Here is a 19,858-nt window from a genome sequence, read left to right as displayed (position 1 = left end):
CCGTGGGATGATGCTGGCCAGTTGGCGGCCCGATGATCGCGGCGTTGAATGCCACCGATCATACGGGCCGATCAACAACCATCGGGCATCGCGCCGATCTTCGCCAGGATCGGATCGTCATCGTCCCGCGAACGGCGATGACGCGCGACGTCAGTCGCGCCGCGCCGCTGCGATGAGGGTGGGGGCGTCAATGGTGAACTTGAGCCCGAAGACGAGGGCGTTTCCGATGTTGGTCCGGCGGAAGGGCAGGCCGGTCTGGTCGGGGTGAAGGATATATTGGATGTTGGGCGACAGGCGGATGGCGGGCCCGACCTGAGCACCATAGGCCAGTTCCATCATATATTGGTCGCGGCGGATATTGGCGTCGCCGCCCGCCGAGACACGCGCCGCGCGCATCCGCGCCATGGCTAGGTCGGAAAAGCTCTGCTGGTTGATGACGAAGCCGATCGTATCCTGGTCGCGACCCGCAAAGGTGCCGGTCTGGAGCAGACCCAGCTCCAGGAAGTGCCGTTCCTCGACCCGCCCCGACAGGTTGGTCATGGCGACACCGAACACCCCCAGCCCGCGATGCGAGTTCATATCGGGTCGGGTCAGCATCTGGTCGAAACGGGCATAGATGCCGCTGCGCCCCTTCAGCGTGGCGGCGGGCCGTCCGCTGAGGATCGAAATACCGCCGCGGTCGTCGCGCAACGGATCGGCAAAGTCGCCCCGGTCGATCCAGCCGCCCAGGATATAGTGGCGCGGCAGCCGGTCGGTCTTGAAGTCGGACGCATAGCCCAGTTCGTACGGCACGATGAAGCCGCTGCCACCCTTGAAGCTCAGGCTGAAACCATTGTCATCTGGGCGTTTCCGATTGGGATTGACCTCGTAGATGCCCGCATGGGCGAACCAGTTGTCGGCGACGGTCAGCTTGACCCTGGCCATCCAGCTCGACGCCGGGAAATAGGTGAAGTTACTGTTCTTGAAGACGAAGGTCGGATTGCCACAGGCCGAATTGGTCTGGAAATGGCAGTAATAGGGCGAGTTCAGGAAATGGATGTTCGCCTGGCTCTTGCCCGCCTCGATGTCGAGCGCGCCGCCCATCAGCTTCTGTTCCCAGGTCAGGATGGCGAGGTGGGTGTTCTGGGTGCCCCAGACCTCCTGCACCGAGGTATTGTTGCCGATCGCGATCTGCGACAGGCTCTGGCCGTGGCGGTTGGTGATCGCGAGGTGCAGGCCGCCGCCGGTGATACCGGCGATCTTCTCGAAATCGAGGTCGGCCCCGACATAGATCTGCCCGGTATAGGCCGACTTGCGTGCAAAGCCGCCGGTCGCGTTCGCCGCGGCCTCGCCGGTGTAGTTCAGCGCCAGGGTGATGCCGTCATCGGCCAGCGGCTGGAACGTCTCGACGCCCTTCTTCTTCTGGCCCAGCACCAACGGCACCGTCTTGGTCGCCTGTTGCGAGACCTGCGGCACGACGGGGCCGGAGGGCGTCGTCGGCCCATCCTCGGCCCGGGCGACGGATGCAGCCATCCCCATGCCCAGCGCGGCGATCGCCGCGAAGCCCTTCAATCCAGCCATGAACCTGTACCTCTTGAAATACGCCCAGTCCCCCCGGCGGGGCGTGGCGATCAGCCTTGCGCCACCGGGCGCTTCACAAATCCGACGAGCACCGCACTCACCGCCACTCCGGCCGCCAGCGCGGCGACATAGGCGACCAGATGGGTGACCGCGCCGGGGATCGGCAGCACGAAGATGCCGCCATGCGGCACCCGGAGCTCGACGCCCGCGACCATCGAGATCGCCCCCGTGATCGCCGAACCCGCCATCAGCGAGGGGATGACCCGGAGCGGATCGCGCGCCGCGAACGGGATCGCGCCTTCGCTGATGAAGGCGAGGCCGAGCACGGCGGCGGCCGCCCCGGCTTCGCGCTCATCTGCGGTGAACCGGTTGGGGAAGAGTCGGGTGGCCAGCGCGATGGCGAGCGGCGGGGTCATGCCCGCCGCCATGGTTGCGGCCATCGGCGTATAGACCTGCGACGCGACCAGCCCGACCGAGAAGGCATAGGCGGCCTTGTTGACCGGGCCGCCCATGTCGAAGGCCATCATGCCGCCCAGGATCAGGCCCAGCAGGACCGCGTTCGACCCCTGCATCCCGCGCAGCCATTCGGTCAGGAAGGACAGCACCGCCGCGACGGGCGTGCCCACGGCATAGATCATCAAGAGACCGGTCAGCAGCGTGCCGAGCAGCGGCAGGATCAGGACGGGTTTCAGGCCCTGGAGGTTCTTGGGCAAACGGATGACACGGTTGAGGGCGTCGACGCCATATCCCGCGATGAAGCCCGCAACGATGCCGCCCAGAAAACCCGCACCCAGGTTGCTCGCAAGCATCCCGCCGATCATGCCGGGTGCGATGCCGGGCCGGTCGGCGACCGAATAGGCGATATATCCGGCCAGCGCAGGCACCATCAGCGCGAAGCCCCCCTTCGCGCCGATGCTGAACAGCGCATATGCCAGGGTGCCGGCATTCGCCTCGTCATTGGCGTGGATGCCGCCCAGTGCGAAGGCGAGCGCGATCAGCAGGCCACCCGCCACCACGAAGGGCAGCATGAACGACACGCCGGTCATCAGATGCTTGTACGGCCCCGCGCGCTCGGTCGTCGCGGCGGCGGAGGAGGCGGCGGCCCCACCCTGGACCTTGGCCTCGGCCAGCGCCTTTTCGATCAGCGCCGCGCCGCCGGTGATGGCGGGCTTGGTGTTGCTGACCAGCACCCGCTTGCCCGCGAAGCGCGCGCGATCGACTTCGCGATCGGCGGCGATCAGGACCACATCGGCCTCGGCGATCTGCTCGGGCGTCAGCGGGTTGCCCGCGCCGACCGAGCCTTGCGTCTCGACATGGATGTCATAGCCGAGCTGGCGCGCGCCCTCCTGCAATCCCTCGGCCGCCATGAAGGTATGGGCGATGCCGGTGGGGCAGGAGGTGATCGCGACGATCTTCTTGGTCGCGGCGGGCGCCTTGCTGCCGATCTTCAGCGCGGCGGCCGGATCGGCGAGCACCGCCTCCAGCGTCAACAGCCGGTCGGCGCGCGCGCGGGTGTCGGCATCGGCGCTGTCTTCGGCGCCGACGAACAGCAGCATGTCGTCATTTCCGGCGGCGACCGGATTGACCACGCCCTGGGCGGTGCGCAATTCGATCTCGATCGCCTGGCCCGCATCGCGGGCCGCGCGGCGCAGTGCCTCGCCCGCCAGGACGCCGGTGACGCCCGCCTCTCCGGCGTCGACGATCGCCAACAGCCTCTTCATGAATCCTCTCCCACCATGGACGGGCCGGTAACCCCGGCTCCGCTGATCGTGACCTGTGCGGCCAATGCGTCGATAGTCGCGAGGTCCGGCAGGTGCGGGCCCGGCCGCCCCAGCTTGGCGACGGCGAAGGCGGTGGACAGGCGCGCGATCCGCTCCAGTCCAGCGCCTTCGGCGATCCCGGCGGCCAGCCCCGCGACCATGGCGTCGCCCGCGCCCACCGTGCTGGCGAGCGGCCCGGCGGCCAGATGCGCGACCAGCGCGCCTTCGTCCGATACGAACAGCGCACCGTCTTCGCCCATCGACACGACCACCAGCGCCACGCCGCGCCGGTGCAGCGCCGTCGCGCACGCGGCGACCTCGGCGATGGTGTCGAGCGAGGTGTCGGCCCAGGCGGCCAGTTCCCGGCGATTGGGCTTGACGATGTGCGGCAACACATCGGCGCGCAGCGCCTGGGTGAGCGGCGCGCCGCTGGTATCGAGCAGCACCCGCGCGCCGCGCGCGGTCAGCGTGGCCACCATCCCGGCATAGAGGATCGTGTCGCATCCCGGCGGCAGGCTGCCCGACAGGACGATCAGCGCGTCCTCACCCGCGAAATCCGTCACCGCCTGCTCGACCCGAGCGACATCGGCCTCGCCGACGACAGGGCCGCTCATGTTGATGTCGGTGGTGTCCGTGTCGTCGACGATCTTCATGTTGACGCGCGTGTCACCGCCCAAGCGCACGAAGCGGTCGTCGATCGCCTTCTGCTCGAACAGCGTTTCGAACAGGGTCGCATTGTCCTGTCCCAGCAGCCCGAACACGCTGACCGGTGCACCCCAATCGGCGAGGCAACTCGCGACATTGACGCCCTTGCCGCCCGCATCCTGGCGGATCGAGCGCGCGCGATGGACTTCGCCGGGGACCAGCCGGTCGACCATGATCGTCTGGTCGATCGCGGGATTGAAGGTGACGGTGGCGATACGCATCACGCGGCACTCCTTTCGCGCAACTCCGCAACCGGTGCGACGTCGAGCGCGCGCACATCGGCGGCGCTCTCCATCGTCAGCGCGCGGGCGGCCAATGCCTGAAGCGCGGGCAGCTCACTGCTGCGCAGCCGCGCCTTGACCGCGGGCAGGTCGCGCGGGGTCATCGACAATTCGGTGACGCCCAGGCCGGTCAGCAGCGCCGCGCCGAACGGATCGCCCGCCAGACCGCCGCACACCCCGACCCAGCGATCATGCTGCCGCGCTCCCTCCACCGTCATCGCGATCAGACGCAATACGGCCGGGTGCATCGAGTCCGCTTCGCTCGCCAGTTCGGGATTCTGCCGGTCGATGGCGAGCGCATATTGGGTCAGGTCGTTGGTGCCGACCGAGAAGAAATCGGCATGCTTCGCCAGCGCATGGGCCTGAACGGCGGCGGCGGGCACCTCGATCATGATGCCGATCGGCACCACCGGCGCGTCGAGCGACCCGCGTACCGCCTCGCACCGTTCCCGCAACGTCACGAGTTCGGCGACCGAGGTGATCATCGGGAACATGATCGACAGGTCGCCGCCATCCTTGGCGGCGCGGTAGAGCGCGCGCAACTGTGGCTCCAGCAGGTCGGGGCGGCGCAGCAACAGCCGCGCGCCGCGCACGCCGAGGAAGGGGTTCTCCTCCTTGGGCAGGTGCAGGTGCGGCACCTGCTTGTCGCCGCCGATGTCGAGGGTGCGGACGATCAGCGGGCGACCGTCCAGCCCGTCGATCATCGCGCGGTAGACGGCATATTGTTCGTCCTCGCTGGGGCTGTCGCCGCGTTCGAGGAACAGGAATTCGGTGCGCATCAGGCCGACGCCCTCGCCACCCTGCGCCAGCGCCTCGGCGACCTGATCGGGGCGGTTCACATTGGCGGCGATCGCGACGCCATGGCCGTCGAGGGTGACGGCCGGGCGGCTGCGCTCGGCTTCCTCGGCGGCACGGCGCGCAGCGATGGCGGCGATCCAGCCGCGGGCGGAGGCCAGATCCGCTTCGGACGGATCGAGCCACACCCGCCCGGTATCGCCATCGACGATCGCGACCGTCCCCGCCGCCTGCGACAATAGGTCCGCGCCCGCCGCGACGACCGAAGGCAGGCCGAGCGTGCGCGCCAGGATGGCGCTGTGCGAGGTGGGGCCACCCAGTGCGGTGGCAATGCCCGCCACGCGGTTCGTATCGAGCGCGGCCGTATCCGATGGCGCCAGATCGGCGGCGACGAGGATGCACGGCGCTTCGGGCAGGTCGTCGAGCGTCCCCAGCCCCAGTCCGGGATCGATCTGCGCCAGGACGCGGCGGCCGATGTCGCGCAGATCGGCCGAGCGGGCGGCGAGCACGGGATTGCCCAGCGCCGACAACTGGCCGGCCATGCGCTCGATCGCCTGATGCCAGGCCCAGGCGACGCCATGACCCTCGACCATCAACTGGCAGGTGAGCGTGATCAGGTCGGTATCGTCGAGCAGACCCGCCTGCGCCTTGAAGATCGCCGCGTCGCCCGCGCCCAGGCGGCGGGTGGTGTCGTCGATCAGTGCCTGCATCTGCGCCCGCGTGCGGACCAGTGCGCCCTCCAGCAGGGCACCCCCGGTGGCCAGGTCGACGGGATGGTCGACGACCTCCAGTTCCGCCGAGGCGAGGACATGGACCGAACCGATCGCCAGTCCCGGGCTGGCCGCGACCCCCGCGATCATCGCGGGCGTCCCGACGGGTTTCCAGCCCTGGACAGGGGCCGCCGCCGCCTTTTGCGCGGCACGCGCGGCATCGGCCTTTTCGCGAGTGGTCAGTCGCGTGATCGCCGCATGGAAGCTGTCCACTGCACCCCGCGCTCCGGGCCCGGAAGCCGAGATGGTAATCTGATCCCCAGCCTTCAGTGCGAGCTGGAGCAGGGCGACCAAGCTGCGCGGATCGGCGGTTTCCCCCTCGTGCCGGACACGCAGCGCGACCGGCAGCGCCTTGGCCGCTTCCGACCAGGCGGCGGCCGGACGCGCGTGCAGGCCAGTGGGATAATCGACGGTCCATGTCACCCGCTCGTCCAGATCGTCGGCGGGCAGGCGGGTCCGATGGCTGTCGGTCGCTTCGTCCTGCAACGCGGCGATGATCAGCATCGGGTCGTCGGTGTTCGCCAGTTGATGCAGTCGTGCTTCGTCCTGGATCAGGCGGGTCAGGCGGCGCAGGATCGCGATATGGCTGTCCGAACTGGCGGCGATGCCGACCACCAGATGGGCGACCTGGCCGGGATTCCACTCGATCCCATCGACGAATTGCAGCACCGCGATTCCGTCGCGACGAACCAGTCCCTTGTCCTCGCCAAGCCCATGGGGGATCGCCACCCCCGCGCCGAGAAAGGTGTTCGCGACGCCCTCGCGCGCGATCATGCTGTCCTCATAGCCCGCACCGACGCATCCCGCCGCGACGAGCAGCTGCCCCGCCTGGCGGATCGCATCCGTCTTGTCGGTCGCCGTGGCCGCGAGCCGGATGAGCTCCGGGCGGATGGCAGGGGGCGGGGCTTGGGTAGACATGTCTTTCTGGCCTCTCCGGCACGACTCTCGATCGTCGCTTGTCATCCTAGAAAACGTTTTCTCTAAACTATGTCAATAGCGCTTGCAACGAAACGACGGAGGAGGCATGAAACTTGGGAACGCGACGCCAGAACGCGCAGTGGAGAGGAGAGAACGTTTTCCATGACCGTCGGTATCAAGGATGTGGCACTGGTCGCCAACGTCTCGACCGCGACGGTGTCGCGGGTGCTGAGCGGCCGCAATGTCGATGAGGCGATGCGCGACCGCGTGCTCGCGGCGGTGCGGTCGACCGGCTATCGCCCCAACCTCGCCGCCCGGCGGCTGCGGTCGCGACACACCAACACCATCGGGCTGGTCGTCGCCGACATCCGCAACCCCTTCTTCACCGCGGTTTCGCGCGTTATCGAAAACCTGGCCTATGCGCGCGGCCTGCGCGTGATCCTGTGCAACACCGACGAGGACCCGGTTCGCGAGGCGATGTACCTGCAACTGATGCAGGAGGAGCGCGTGACCGGCGTCATCCTGGCGCCGACCCGACAGGGTTTGGCGAAACTGGGCAAGGCGAAGCCCGACTATCCGATGATCCTGATCGACCGCGCCACGCCCGGCATCGCGCATGACTGCGTCGTGCTCGACAATGCCGCAATGGCGGCGCTGCTGGTCGAACATCTCCAGGCGCGCGGGTTCCGCCGGATCGCGGGGCTGTTCGGCGCGTCGAGCAGCACGGGCGAGGAACGCCGTGCGGGCTTCGAGGCGGCGGCGCAGCGGCTGGGCCTTACCGCCGAGGCGATCGCCGTCCCGCATGGCGATGGCGAGGTGGCGCGGATCGTCACCGACCTGCTCGCGCGGCCGGATCGCCCCCAGGCGCTGGTCGCCAGCAACGGCCTGGCCCTGATGGCGGTCTTGCGCACGCTGCACGGACTGGGCCTATCGGTGCCGGGCGACATGGCGCTGGCCGGATTCGACAATGAGGGCTGGATGGACCTGGTCGGCGGCGGCCTGTCGGTCATCGAACAGCCGGTCGAGGAAATCGGCCGCACCGCCATGGCGATGCTGATCGATCGCCTCGACCATGCCGATGCCGCGGTCCGCAAGGTCGTGCTCGCCGGACGGCTGATCGCCCGCGGCTCGAGCGACTCGGCGGCCTCCAACCCAATGCTTTCCCTCCTCTCCACCCAGCCTGGAGCTTGACCATGACACCACGAATGTCGCTCACGCGCTTCCTGATCGAACAGCAGCGGGGGCCCGCGAAGCTGCCCGGCGAATTGCGGCTGCTGATCGAGACGGTGGCGCGCGCCTGCAAGACGGTCGGCCATGCCGTGTCGAAGGGCGCGCTGGGCGAGGTGCTGGGGTCGCTGGGCAGCGAGAATGTGCAGGGCGAGGTCCAGAAGAAGCTGGACGTGATCGCCAACGACTTCCTGCTCGATGCCAATGAATGGGGCGGGCATCTGGCAGCGATGGCGTCGGAGGAGATGGAGACGATCCACCGCATTCCCAATCGCTATCCCAAGGGCGAATATCTGCTGCTGTTCGATCCCATCGACGGGTCGAGCAACATCGATGTCTGCCTGTCGGTCGGCACCATCTTCTCGGTCCTGAAGGCCCCGGCGGACGCCGCCGGTCGCGAGATTGGCGAGGAGGATTTCCTCCAGCCCGGCTCGGAGCAGGTGGCGGCGGGCTATGCCATTTACGGGCCGCAGACGCTGCTGATGCTGTCGATCGGCACCGGCGTGTACGAGTTCACGCTGGACCGCGAGGTCGGGGCCTGGAACCTCACCGATGGCCCGATCCGAATGCCCGGCGGGACGCCTGAGTTCGCGATCAACGTGGCGCGGCGGCGGCAATGGTCGGATGTGGTCGCCCGCTTCGTCGACGATCGGGTGGCGGGCAGCGAAGGTCCTTGCGGCCGGGACTATTCGATGCGCTGGACTGGGTCGATGGTGGCCGATGTCCACCGCATCCTGAAACGCGGCGGCACCTTCCTCTATCCCCGCGACGAGCGCATCGGCCACGCCAGGCTCCGCCTGATGTATGAGGCCAATCCGATGAGCTATCTGATCGAACAGGCGGGCGGCGCGGCGACCGATGGCGAGAGGCGGATACTCGATATTGCGCCCACGGGGCTTCACCAGCGGGTTGGCCTCATGCTCGGCGACGCCGACGAAATCGCCGCGCTGAGCGACATTCCGACGGTGGCCGCCCAAGTCCCCTCCTTCGCGGCGAACTGAAGGGAAACCGGGCGATCCGGCCAGGGGCCAAGCGTGGACGTGGCTATCGTCCTCGCTGGCGACTACCGGCCCTTTTTCGAAGGCATGATGTGGATTGCGCGAATAGGGGCGCAGTGGCGGCATTTGCCGGAAGAATATGGCAATTGGACATTGTGTTCCGCCGCTACTGTCGCTGGGCGACGATGGGTATGTTCGAGCCCATGCTGGAGACGCTGATCGGTATGGTCGAACGTGATGGTCGCGCCGACGTGATCGACAGCAGGGTCGCCCGGCAAACCATTGTGCCGTAGGTATAAAAAAGGAACTGGCGCGGCCGAGGCGCCCTTTGACTTCGCTCAGGAGAGATTTGGCCGATCGTGCGGCGGCTTCACCACCAATGTCTATGCCCGCTGCGATGTCAGAGGTCGCCCGCTCGCTTTCGTCCTGACGCCGGTTCAGGCGCATGACACGCAGGGCTTCGGACCATTAATGCGCATGATCGCCAACCGGATCGATGCTCTGCTTGCGGATAAAGGCTATGATAGCGACGCGGTGCGCGATACCCCGACCAGCATGAACGTCGAGGCCGTGATCCCGGCTCGGCGGAACCGTCGAAAGCCGGCCTCGTATGATCGGGGCAAGTATCGCTGACACAACGAGATCTAGCGCCTGTTTGACAAATTCGAGAATTGGCGACGGCTCGCCACCGCTATGACAAACCGCCGAATCCTGATCGGCTTCGTCAGCCTCGCATCATTTCTGCGTGGGCTGCCTTTTGTCCACATCGTCTGGTCAAGTCGGCTTATGGTCCCGAAACATCCGATTTTCGTTGGCCTCTATTTTATCCCGATATCAGCTATTTGTTGGGAAGGCTGGCGGTGGACAGGCTGAGATAGTGTGCAGTTGCTTGACGCCCTGTCCATGCTGCGGGCACCATGCGGGTGGGGATTGCAGGGGGTGGCAGTAGCGGTGGAGGGGCAAGGGGTCCAAGGCGGCAAGCGCCTGGACGGCTGGAAATCGATCGCGGCCTATTTCAATCGCGATCGGACCACGGTCATGCGCTGGGCGCGGGAGCGCGACTTGCCGGTGCGGCGGATGCCGGGCGGGAAGCAGGGCTCGGTCTTTTGTTTCGAACAGGAACTGGCCGCCTGGGCGCTTCGCCAAGACGATGACGAGGATCACCGCGAAGCGGCGACCATCCCGACCGATGTCTCCGCCCCACCCCCGCTCCCATCCCCGGTCGAAGACGCCGCAATATCCCGGTCGGGGCGAAGGCCCGGCTGGGCGATCACGGCGGGGCTGATCACGCTGGCGATGCTGGTGACAGCGTGGTTCTGGTGGGAGCCCGCTCCCCGATCGGCGCACCGGGCGGTCGCCATGCCGGCGAACCCCGCCGTGGCGCGCGATTATGTCGCGGCGCGCGATCACTGGGCGAGGCGGACCCAGGCCGATCTGAACATTGCGATCCGGCTATATGAGGGCGTGATCCACCGCGATCCTGGCTTTGCGCCGGCTTATGCGGGGCTGGCCGAGGCCTGGCTGATCATTGGCGAATATGGCGGGGTGGCCGAAGCGGATGCGTTCCGCCGCGCCCGCCATTATGCGCGTACGGCCCTGCAGCTCGACCCGGAGCTGCCCGCCGCCTACCGTGCGCTGGGCTTTGTCGATTATTGGTGGCGCAGCGACCGGGCGGGCGGGCTGGCCGAGTTCCGGCGCGCCATCGCGCTCGACGACCGCGATGGCCAGACCTATTTCTGGTATGCCAATGTGCTGGCCGATATCGGCGACGATGCGGCCGCACAAAGCGCCTATGACCAGGCGCGATTGTTACTGCCGGGCCTGCTCACCATCGAGGTGGAACAGGCCTGCGCCCATTGGCAGGCGGGGCGCGACGCGCTGGCCTATGCGCAGCTGACTGCGCTGGCGGTGCGCGCGCCGAACGACGCGACAATCCACAACTGCCTGGCCTTTGTGAATATCGGGCGCGGCGACATCATCGGCTATGCGCGTGAGCTGGCGGTCCGGGCACGGTTGCGCGGCGAACCCCGGTTGCAGCGCCTGTCGGCCGCGCTCGACGCCGCGATCCGGCGCGACCCGAAAACAGCGGTCGCGGTCCTGATCGACCATGGCCGCCAAGAGATCGCGCGGGGCGAACGCAAGCTGCGCGAGACGCCCGCCTTCTATGCCTCGTCCATGGGTGATCGGGCGGCGCTGATCGCGTTGCTGCGCGAAGCCAATGACCAGGACGAGCGCTGGTATGCCGCCTCGCTGACCCGCCGCATCGCGCGGCGCTGGCGCGGGGACGCGCAGGTCGAAGGGCTGCTGGCGGGGGTGCTGCCGCCCGAAAAACGGCCGGAATCCTGAGCCGCACGGCTATTCACTACCGAATACCACAATTTGCGACATCCCCGATCGGGGCCTTTGCGCTGATAACGCCCCCTCACAGCGCCGCACGAGCGGTGGGGGTTCGCACAATGGGGTTCGGGATGGAATCGATCGGAAATCGCACGTCGACACGGCATTCGGCGACGCGCGCGGCGCTGCTGCTGGGCACCGCACTGAACTGTGTCGGCTATGCGGCGTCGGCAGGCGCGCAGAATGTCGTGAGCTATGGCACGACCGACTATTCGCTGACCCGCACCGAACCGATCGTTGGCGGCCCGGCCGCGGTCAGCATCACGACCACCGACGGCAACATCACGCTCGACCTGGGTGAGGTGACCTCGGCCAACAACGGCACGGGATACGGAACCGCGATCGGCGCGAACAATTTCGGGCCGGGCGCGGTGTCGATCCGCACCTCCTCCGCCATTGTGACGGGCAGCGGGCGGTCGGACGCCATCAATGCGGGTACGACCAGCGGCGCGCTCACCATCAATGCGGGGACGGTGCAGGCGAATACGGGCAACAATAGCGGCATCATTGCGAACAGCACGACCGGGCCGATCACCATCACCGCGACCAATGTGACCGGCCGGTACGGCATCTCTGCCTTGAGCTATGATGCGAACGGCCAGCTCGGGGGCCAGATCAGCATCACCAGTACGAACGTCTCGGCCGGGATAGACGGCAACGATACGGGCAGGAGCAAGCTGGGGATCGATGCCGAGGGACGCACCGTCGTCATCGACAGCGGCGTCGTCACGGTGCGCAGTCCCAGTTACGGGCATGGCATCTTCGCCAGCTCGTCCGAGGGCACGACGGTCCGCGCCACCGAGACGCGGGTCGAGGGTAATAACACCTATGGCATCACCGCCTATTCGGACAGGGGACTGTCGGTCACCAGCGGCACGATCACGACGAAGGGCACCAACGGCTATGGCATCAATGCCTATGCCGATCAGTCGACCACGATCGCCAGCGGGACGATCATCACCAACGGCACGGGGGCGCACGGCATCCGGGTCCAGGCTGCAAGCGGGCAGAACGTCGCTTCCGCGCAGGTGATCGACATCACCAGCGACAGCATCACGACCAACGGGAGCGGATCTTCGGCCATCTATGTCACGCCGGGCGTCGGCGCGACGACGATCCGCAGCAATGCGGTGACCTCGCTGGGGGCGGGTACGCCCGCCATCTGGGTAACGGGGGGATCGGGCGTGATCGACGTCACCAGCGGCACGATCAATGCGGGTGTCAAACAGGCGATCTCGGCATTCAACACCGGTTCGACCCCCGTCACGGTCAAAAGCACCGAAATCCGCAGTGCGCTGGGCGGGATCGGCGCGGGCAGCCGGGGGACGACCACGGTAACCAGCGACCGGATTATCATCGAAGGCACGCAGCAGGGCCTGTTCGCCAATGCGGTCGCCGCCAGCGGCCATGCGGTATCGGTGACGAGCGGGACGATCACCGCAGCGGGAGCGGGCGGCACCGGCGGGATCTCGGTCAGCCAGTTCAACACGGCGGGCGCCAGTGATGCGGTCACGGTGACCAGCGGCTCGGTCGCGGCCAACGGCAATGGCGGCGCGGGTATCCAGGTCTTCGGCACGACCGGCCCGGTCAGCGTGACGAGCACCGGCGCCGTTTCCACCAACGGCACATGGGTAACCATCGGCAGCGGCACCAACGCCTTCACTCGCTATGCCGACGGCATCCGCGTGGCCAATGCAGCGGGGACGATCACCGTCGACAGCAACGATGTGACCACCCTGGGTGACCAGGCGATGGGCGTGCGGGTCGAGGCGGGGCAGGGGATTCAGAGCTTCGTCATTCCCTCGGGCACCGCACTGGGCACCGGGCCGATCAGCGTCATCAGCCGGGGGACGATCTCTACGGCGGGGCAAGAGGCGACCGGCATCGTCGCCCTGACCGGCAACAGCGCGGCGACGATCGACAATCGCGGCACCATCCGCACCGCCGGCGCCTGGGCCAGCGGCATCGACGCGCGCTTCGGCGCGGGCGAGCTGACGATCACCAGCCGCGACATCGAGGCAATTGGCGAGAGTGCATATGGTATCAGTATCGACCAGCAGAGCGGTTATGGCGACGCCCCCGGCTCGGCCCGGATCACGTTGACCGGCACGACCAAGTCGACGAACCATGCCGTCAGCGTCAACATGAACGCGGGCGCGGTCGCGATCGCTAATATGGGCGCGATCGTGACGGCGGGCACGAGCGATTTCGACGGTCATGGCATCGAGGTGGAAGGGCCGGTCGATGCCACCATCGACAATAGCGGGTCGATCACCACTGCGGGAATTCGCAGTCAGGGGATCGGGGTCGAGGAGGGCCGCACAGTCGCCATCCGCAGCGCGTCGATCCAGGGGGGCGGCAACGGCGTCATCGGCATCAACGCCACGGGCAGCCGTTCGGTCGCCATCACCAGCGGGCTCGTTACGGGCTATCAGAGCGGCATCGCGGCCTTTGGCGGCACCGTAGGAGTGACGAGCGAGCGGATCGACGCAACGGGGGGCGTGGGCCTCAATGCCTCGGCGGATGGCGCGGTGGCGATCAAAAGCGGCACGATCACCCTCGTCGGCACCCAGGCGCGCGGCACGAGCGGCGCCATGTCGATCTATGGCAACGCCATCACGATCGACAGCGACACGATCACCACCAGCGGGTTGGGCAATCGCTTCGGCATTTCGGCACAGGCGATCAATTACGATGCGGACGGCAAGACCGGTCCGCTGACCATCACCAGCCGCGACATCACCACAACCGGTAACGGCGCTTACGGCATATTGGCACTGGGCGGCACGGGGGCGATGACGATCACCAGCACGGGAACGATCACCACCACCGGGACGACCCGCATCGCCGGCAATGGCGACCCCCGCCAGTCCAACGGCATCTGGGCGATCAGTGCGGCCGCCCCGGTCGTTATCACCAGCAACGCGGTCAGCACGGCGGGCGACAATGCCAGCGGCATCGCGGTCGAGGCGGGCTCCGCGGTCACCTCGTTCCGGGGCTTTGCCGACCGAGGCGCGGCGCAGCCGATCGCGATCACCAGCACCGGCGTGATCACGACGCTGGGCGCCAATGCCAACGGCATCCTGGTCCAGGCGGGCGGCAGCGACACGCGCGTCGCCAATAGCGGGACAATCGCAACCAGCGGCGCGAACGCCATGGGCATCCGGGTACAGGCCAATGGCGGCGCGTCCACCATCACCAGCAACGCCGTTTCCACCAGCGGCGCGGGCGCGACCGGCATTCGGGTCGCCGGGGGCGCGGGTGCGGTCGACGTGACCGCCGCGACCACCGGCGTCACTGGTGCCACGACCAACGCGATCGACCTGGCGAGCAGCGGCGCGGTGCGGGTCGATGGCGGCACCGCCTCGGCCGCGTCGGGCTCGGCGATCCTCGTCCGGGCCGGCGGCATGGCTGATGTCCGTGCCGTCAACGCGATCGGAGGCGGCGACGGTTATGCGGGCATCTCGGTCGTCGGGGGCACCGGCGTCACGCTGGCGATCGGCGCCGCGCAGTCGAACGGCACGGCGGTCACCGGCACCGATGGCACCGTCACCCGCGCCGATGCGGTCTTCGCCCAGGCGACGACCGGCGCGATCGACGCGACCATTGGCTCGGCCCGCGCGAGCGGTGCGGCAGCGGACGCGGTGCGGCTGATCGCCAATGGCGATGACGGCGCGGTCACCGCGCGGGTCACCGGCACGCTGGCCTCGGACAGCGGCTATGGCCTGTTCATCGATCCGCCGGGCGCGGTCAGCGTCTCGGTCGCGAGCGACGCGGTGATCTCGGGCCAGTCGGGCGGCATCAGCACGGTGGGCGGCAGCAACGCGATCACCAATGCGGGCTCGATCAGCGCCACGGGCGGCGCGGCGATCACGGCGATGGGGGCGACCAGCCTCGACAATAGCGGAACGCTGACCGGCAGTGGCGGGACGGCGGTGCAGCTGGGCGCGAGCAACGACATGGTGACGCTGCGCACCGGGTCGATGGTGACGGGCGCGATCGTCGGCGGGGGCGGCACCGATGCCGCGATGCTGGTCGGCACCAATTCGGACACGACCGCGAACCAGACGGTAGCCAGCCTCACCGGCTTCGATAGCATGGCAGTGAAGTCCGGTTACTGGACTGCGCCGTCCACCGGCATGACTAGCGTCGCGCGCACCACGATCGACACGGGCGCCGCGCTGGAGGTGCAGAGCGACGCGACCGGCCTGACCGGCTTTGCCAGCAATGCGTTCGTCAGCAACGGCACGCTAGTCATACGCACCAGCGGCACCGGCAGCGACCCGTTCGGCACCAATGCCGTCACCGGCACCGGCGGGGTGACCTTCACCGGCACCGGCACGACCACCCTGTTGGGCACCAACATGCTGGCGACGACCGGCACCAACCGGGTGGAGGGCGGCACGCTGGTCCTGACCGGCACGCAAGGCGGCAATTTCGCCACCGCCACGGGGGGCACGCTCCAGATCGGCAATGGCGGGACGACCGGCGATTTCACCGGCAATCTCGTCAACAACGGTACGCTGGTGATCAGCCGGTCGAACGACATCGCCTATGACGGCGCGCTGACGGGTTCGGGCGTGTTCGTGAAGGAAGGTGCCGGCCGCGTCGTCTTCGGCACCGGCTATGCCTTTACCGGCACCACTATGCTGAACGGCGGGTCGATCCGGCTGAGCACCCCGGTCGCCGCCGATACTGCGCTGGACGTGCGCGGTACCGGCACCGTCGACCTGTCGGGCCAGGCGAACACCGTGGCGCAGCTGGCGGGCAACAGCACGACCGCGACCGTCGATGTCGCGGGCGGCGCGCTGACCGTGAACCAGGCGAGCAGCACGACCTTCGCGGGCAGCGTGGCGGGCAATGGCAGCCTGACCAAGTCGGGCAGCGGCACGCTGAACCTGACCGGCACCAACAGCTATACCGGCGCGACCACGGTTACGGGCGGCAAGCTGGCAGTCAATGGCAGCATCGTCTCGCCGGTCACCGTTGCCGCAGGGGGTACGCTGGGCGGCACCGGCACGGTCGGCACCACCGCCATCGCCTCGGGAGGGACTTACGCGCCGGGCAACTCGATCGGGACGCAGACGGTCAACGGCAATGTCGGCTTCGCGGCCGGTGCGATCTATCAGGTCGAGGTGAATGCCGCGGGCCAGTCGGACCAAGTCAACGCCACCGGCACCGCCACTTTGTCGGGCGGCACGGTGCAGGTGCTGGCCGAGAACGGGAATTACGGCCGCCTCACCAGCTACACGATCCTGACCGCGGCGGGCGGGGTCAATGGCCGCTTCGCCAGCGTCACGAGCAATTATGCCTTCCTGACCCCGCTTCTCGGCTATCAGGCCAATGCGGTGACGCTAACCCTGGCGCGCAACGACGTCCGCTTCGACGCGCTGGCGACCAACGGCAACCAGGCGCGGGTGGCCAATGCCATCTTCGCGCGCGGCACCTCGGACGCGCTGTTCAACACGGTGCTGTTCCAGAGCAACGCGACCGCGCCCCTGGTCTTCGGCGAACTGGCAGGCGAGCTGAACGCCGGGCTGTCGACCGAACTGGCCGATAGCGGACGGCGGATCCGTCATGCCGTGTTCGACCGGGCGATGCGGCCGGGTGGCGAAGGCCTGAGCCTCTGGGCGCAAGGATTGCAGAGCCGGGCGATGTCGGACGTCACGAGCCAGCGCGGCCGACTGGTGTCCGACCGTAGCGGCATCGTCGGCGGGCTGGATTATCGGACCGGCGCGACCCGGATCGGCATCTTTGGTGGCTGGCAGGATCAGGACGCGGTGTTGCGCGGTCGCGGCGCGCGCGCCGACATCAAGACCGGCTTTGCCGGGGCCGACCTGACTTGGTCGAGCGGTGCGCTGAGCATCCAGGCGGGCGGGCTTTATGCCTGGCACGACATCAAGACGATGCGTACCCTGCCTGTCAGCGGCTTCGGCAACGTGGCCGCCACCCCCGACGCCCATAGCGCGCAGCTCTTCGCCGAGGTCGGCTATACGCTAACGCATGGCGAGGCGGCGGTAACGCCGTTCCTGCGCCACGCCTATATCCGGACGCGGGTGAAAGGCTTCGCCGAGAGCGGCAGCCTCGCCGCCCTCAGCATCGCGGGCCAGGATCGCGACATCGGCACCGCCTCGGCGGGTATCCGTGTCGGCGGATCGGCGCCGGTCGGCACGGCCACGCTGCTACCGCGTCTGTCGATCGCCTATGAGCGTACATATGGCGACCGCATCGGCACCGCGATCCAGCGTCTGGGTGGCACGGGCCCCGCTTTCACCACGACCAGCGCCGGACTGGGCGGTGATGGGCTGGCGATCGAGAGCAATCTCGACCTGGTGATGGGACGGCTCAGCATCGGCGTGGGCAGCTTTGCCTCCACCGCCGATCGTTGGTCCGATTATGGCGGCAAGGCGCGGATCGGCTTCCGCTTCTGACGCTCCCTCCATCCCCCGCGTGGGAGTGGCGCGGGGGATGAACCTGACGGGGCGGGACCAGGCTCAGCCTCAGCCTTAGGCTCGATAAGGTTTGGCAGTGGCCTGAGTGACAAAGTCGGTCCGTACAATCTGATAGAGGGAGGTGATTGAGGAAAGTCACTATCGCTCCACGCAGACGAGCCTGCTTGCTGCAATTTGGCCGCCTTGGCGGTGCAAACGCAGGCGAGCGTCAGGCTCGTGAAGGTGATCCTGTGCGACGACGTGATTTACATGTTCGCCGATCTGCGAACAGGAACGGTCGCCTCCCGAAAGGCAGGCCATCGGTTACACTGCGCCCAAAACGGTTGATAATACCCAATCACGGCAATATTGGATGCAGAAGGGGCAGGGAGGCTTTTCGGCAAGTTTATCGTGACGTCTGAGCCGTCAGCCGTTCGTCTGTATAAGGCGCACCGTCCCGCGCTGGTGTCCTATGCCAAGAGGTTGTCGGGCGATTCCGCGACTGCGGAAGACATCGTCCACGACGCCTGGTTGCTATTCGACAATCGCCCTCCGGATCAGCCGGTTCGACAACCTCTGCCGTATCTTCGTCGTATCGTCCGCAATCTTGTCTTCGCGCAGTTTCGTCGACGTCAACACGAAGGAGACGTCGGACATATCGACATCGCGAGCGTCATCGATGCAGTTCCCGATAGTGCGCCATCCGCAGAGGTCGAGATGATCGCACGTGACGAACTGCGATCAGTGATGGACGTTATCGATCGCTTGCCGGAACGTCAGATCGCGGCTTTCAAAATGTATTATTTCGAAGACATGACATTACGCGAAATCGCCTTGAATCTTGGCCTGTCCACATCGCGCGTGCATGTGCTGGTGACGGATGCCATAGAGCGTTGTGATGCGCTTCGGTCCTTTGCGAAATGACGACGCCGGACGAAGATGCAGCGCGGAGAAGCGCGGCGGATTGGTATGTCTCGCTTCGCGAGAGCCCCGAAGACGACAGTCTGCACGCTGAGTTCGATCGCTGGCTTCATGCCGACCCCCGGCACGGCCAAGCTTGGACAAGCGTAAACAACACGATGAAGATTTTCCGCCGGGCGCCGGAGGCGTGGCGGGAGCCTCCCCTCACCGGGCCTGACCGACCGCGTAGACACCGCGCGCAATGGTCACGACGGCATAAGCGGAAGCTGGTCTATACAGCCATTGCAGCCACCGGTGCTTGGGCGCTCCTCTGGCCGACGATAAGCCTTCATCTCCGCGCCGATCATGTCACGCGTACAGCGGAAATCGCACATCTCCGACTGGGCGACGGCACGTCGGTCGCGCTTGGGCCGCAAAGCGCGTTGGCATTCGAGACCGCCGGGGGAAAGCGAACGGTTCGTCTGCTGGCCGGTCAGGCACTGTTCGATGTCCGGCGCGATCCGTCCCACCCGTTCGTGGTAGAGGCGGACGGCGTAACGACGACCGTGCTGGGTACCCAGTTCGATGTGCGACGATTGGAAGAGTCGACCAGCGTCTCCGTGGCGCGTGGGCATGTGCGGGTCGGTGTCGCGGCACGATCCTATCATTCGCCGACAGACCTGTTGGCCGGCGAGTGGATTCGAATCGACGCGCAAGGGCGGGAGCGAAGCGGCAAGGCGGATGCCGTGATGATGGGCGGCTGGACCAAAGGCGAGGCACTCGCCGAAAATCGAACCATCGCCGACGTCGTTGACGAGATTCGCCCCTGGTTCCGCGGTCGGATTGTCCTGGCCGATGCACAGTTGGGCGAGCGGCGCGTCACCGGCATCTACGATGTCCGTCGACCCGAGCAGGCTTTGGCTATGATCGTACGCCCCTATGGGGGGCGGATACGGCGCATCACACCCTGGATCCTTATCGTCGATGGCCTGGGCGGAAATCTTTAGGCATCAATACAATGACTTGAGGCGATGTAGAAAAAAATCGCCTGAATTTGTGGAAAACACACGTCCTCCACCATCTCATCTTGAGATGCGAATGCATCGCATTTGCGCA

General features: G+C 67.1%; 12 protein-coding genes. 8 read left to right on the top strand and 4 right to left on the bottom strand.

Annotated features, from left to right (window positions below):
- Nucleotides 1-150: 150 nt before the first annotated feature.
- From ACWPWT_RS01345 to ptsP, 4 genes are read right to left on the bottom strand one after another with little or no spacing between them, the layout of a single operon-like run.
- Complete coding sequence (locus ACWPWT_RS01345) at nucleotides 151-1,560, bottom strand: carbohydrate porin (RefSeq protein WP_454278249.1); 1,410 nt, start codon at nucleotides 1,558-1,560, stop codon at nucleotides 151-153.
- Between the two features lie 50 nt (nucleotides 1,561-1,610).
- Nucleotides 1,611-3,281: a fructose-specific PTS transporter subunit EIIC gene (locus ACWPWT_RS01340; RefSeq protein ID WP_454278248.1), complete on the bottom strand. Its 1,671-nt coding sequence runs from the start codon at nucleotides 3,279-3,281 to the stop codon at nucleotides 1,611-1,613.
- On the bottom strand, nucleotides 3,278-4,246 hold the full coding sequence (pfkB, locus tag ACWPWT_RS01335; RefSeq protein ID WP_261269873.1) for a 1-phosphofructokinase: 969 nt from the start codon (nucleotides 4,244-4,246) through the stop codon (nucleotides 3,278-3,280). Before pfkB ends, ACWPWT_RS01340 begins: the two co-directional genes overlap by 4 nt.
- Nucleotides 4,246-6,789, bottom strand: coding sequence for a phosphoenolpyruvate--protein phosphotransferase (gene ptsP / locus ACWPWT_RS01330; RefSeq protein ID WP_454278247.1), 2,544 nt, complete (start codon nucleotides 6,787-6,789; stop codon nucleotides 4,246-4,248). Before ptsP ends, pfkB begins: the two co-directional genes overlap by 1 nt.
- 162 nt (nucleotides 6,790-6,951) lie before the next feature.
- Between ptsP and ACWPWT_RS01325 the strand changes: the two genes are divergently transcribed.
- The 8 genes from ACWPWT_RS01325 (at nucleotide 6,952) to ACWPWT_RS01290 (ending at nucleotide 19,749) form a co-directional block, all read left to right on the top strand.
- The gene (locus tag ACWPWT_RS01325; protein ID WP_454278246.1) at nucleotides 6,952-7,980 is read left to right on the top strand and encodes a LacI family DNA-binding transcriptional regulator; all 1,029 of its coding nucleotides are present in this window, start codon (nucleotides 6,952-6,954) and stop codon (nucleotides 7,978-7,980) included.
- A 14-nt stretch (nucleotides 7,981-7,994) separates the two neighbouring features.
- Nucleotides 7,995-9,017 (top strand): class 1 fructose-bisphosphatase, encoded by a 1,023-nt coding sequence (locus tag ACWPWT_RS01320; RefSeq protein ID WP_454278245.1) that lies wholly within the window; start codon nucleotides 7,995-7,997, stop codon nucleotides 9,015-9,017.
- Between the two features lie 113 nt (nucleotides 9,018-9,130).
- Complete coding sequence (locus tag ACWPWT_RS01315) at nucleotides 9,131-9,307, top strand: hypothetical protein (protein WP_454279934.1); 177 nt, start codon at nucleotides 9,131-9,133, stop codon at nucleotides 9,305-9,307.
- Nucleotides 9,297-9,647, top strand: coding sequence for a transposase (locus tag ACWPWT_RS01310; RefSeq protein ID WP_454278244.1), 351 nt, complete (start codon nucleotides 9,297-9,299; stop codon nucleotides 9,645-9,647). Before ACWPWT_RS01315 ends, ACWPWT_RS01310 begins: the two co-directional genes overlap by 11 nt.
- 270 nt (nucleotides 9,648-9,917) lie before the next feature.
- On the top strand, nucleotides 9,918-11,360 hold the full coding sequence (locus ACWPWT_RS01305; protein ID WP_454278243.1) for a tetratricopeptide repeat protein: 1,443 nt from the start codon (nucleotides 9,918-9,920) through the stop codon (nucleotides 11,358-11,360).
- Nucleotides 11,361-11,482: 122 nt separating this feature from the next.
- A complete protein-coding gene (locus ACWPWT_RS01300; protein WP_454278242.1) occupies nucleotides 11,483-17,842 on the top strand; it encodes an autotransporter-associated beta strand repeat-containing protein in 6,360 nt (2,119 codons plus the stop codon).
- Nucleotides 17,843-18,253: 411 nt separating this feature from the next.
- Entirely contained in the window at nucleotides 18,254-18,766 is a 513-nt protein-coding gene (locus ACWPWT_RS01295) for an RNA polymerase sigma factor (RefSeq protein ID WP_454278241.1), read from the top strand.
- Nucleotides 18,763-19,749 (top strand): FecR family protein, encoded by a 987-nt coding sequence (locus ACWPWT_RS01290; RefSeq protein WP_454278240.1) that lies wholly within the window; start codon nucleotides 18,763-18,765, stop codon nucleotides 19,747-19,749. Before ACWPWT_RS01295 ends, ACWPWT_RS01290 begins: the two co-directional genes overlap by 4 nt.
- The last annotated feature ends 109 nt before the right edge of the window (nucleotides 19,750-19,858 follow it).

This window comes from Sphingomonas sp. Marseille-Q8236, from assembly GCF_965112005.1.
The sequence above is the reverse complement of the archived record's forward strand: the minus strand, read 5'-3'. Positions and strand labels throughout refer to the sequence as shown.

Bases quoted from the DNA above. Each gene is read 5' to 3' on its own strand.
- ACWPWT_RS01345 (WP_454278249.1), bottom strand. From the start codon at position 1,560: ATGGCTGGATTGAAGGGCTTCGCGGCGATCGCCGCGCTGGGCATGGGG.
- ACWPWT_RS01340 (WP_454278248.1), bottom strand. From the start codon at position 3,281: ATGAAGAGGCTGTTGGCGATCGTCGACGCCGGAGAGGCGGGCGTCACC.
- pfkB (WP_261269873.1), bottom strand. From the start codon at position 4,246: ATGCGTATCGCCACCGTCACCTTCAATCCCGCGATCGACCAGACGATC.
- ptsP (WP_454278247.1), bottom strand. From the start codon at position 6,789: ATGTCTACCCAAGCCCCGCCCCCTGCCATCCGCCCGGAGCTCATCCGG.
- ACWPWT_RS01325 (WP_454278246.1), top strand. From the start codon at position 6,952: ATGACCGTCGGTATCAAGGATGTGGCACTGGTCGCCAACGTCTCGACC.
- ACWPWT_RS01320 (WP_454278245.1), top strand. From the start codon at position 7,995: ATGTCGCTCACGCGCTTCCTGATCGAACAGCAGCGGGGGCCCGCGAAG.
- ACWPWT_RS01305 (WP_454278243.1), top strand. From the start codon at position 9,918: ATGCTGCGGGCACCATGCGGGTGGGGATTGCAGGGGGTGGCAGTAGCG.
- ACWPWT_RS01300 (WP_454278242.1), top strand. From the start codon at position 11,483: ATGGAATCGATCGGAAATCGCACGTCGACACGGCATTCGGCGACGCGC.
- ACWPWT_RS01290 (WP_454278240.1), top strand. From the start codon at position 18,763: ATGACGACGCCGGACGAAGATGCAGCGCGGAGAAGCGCGGCGGATTGG.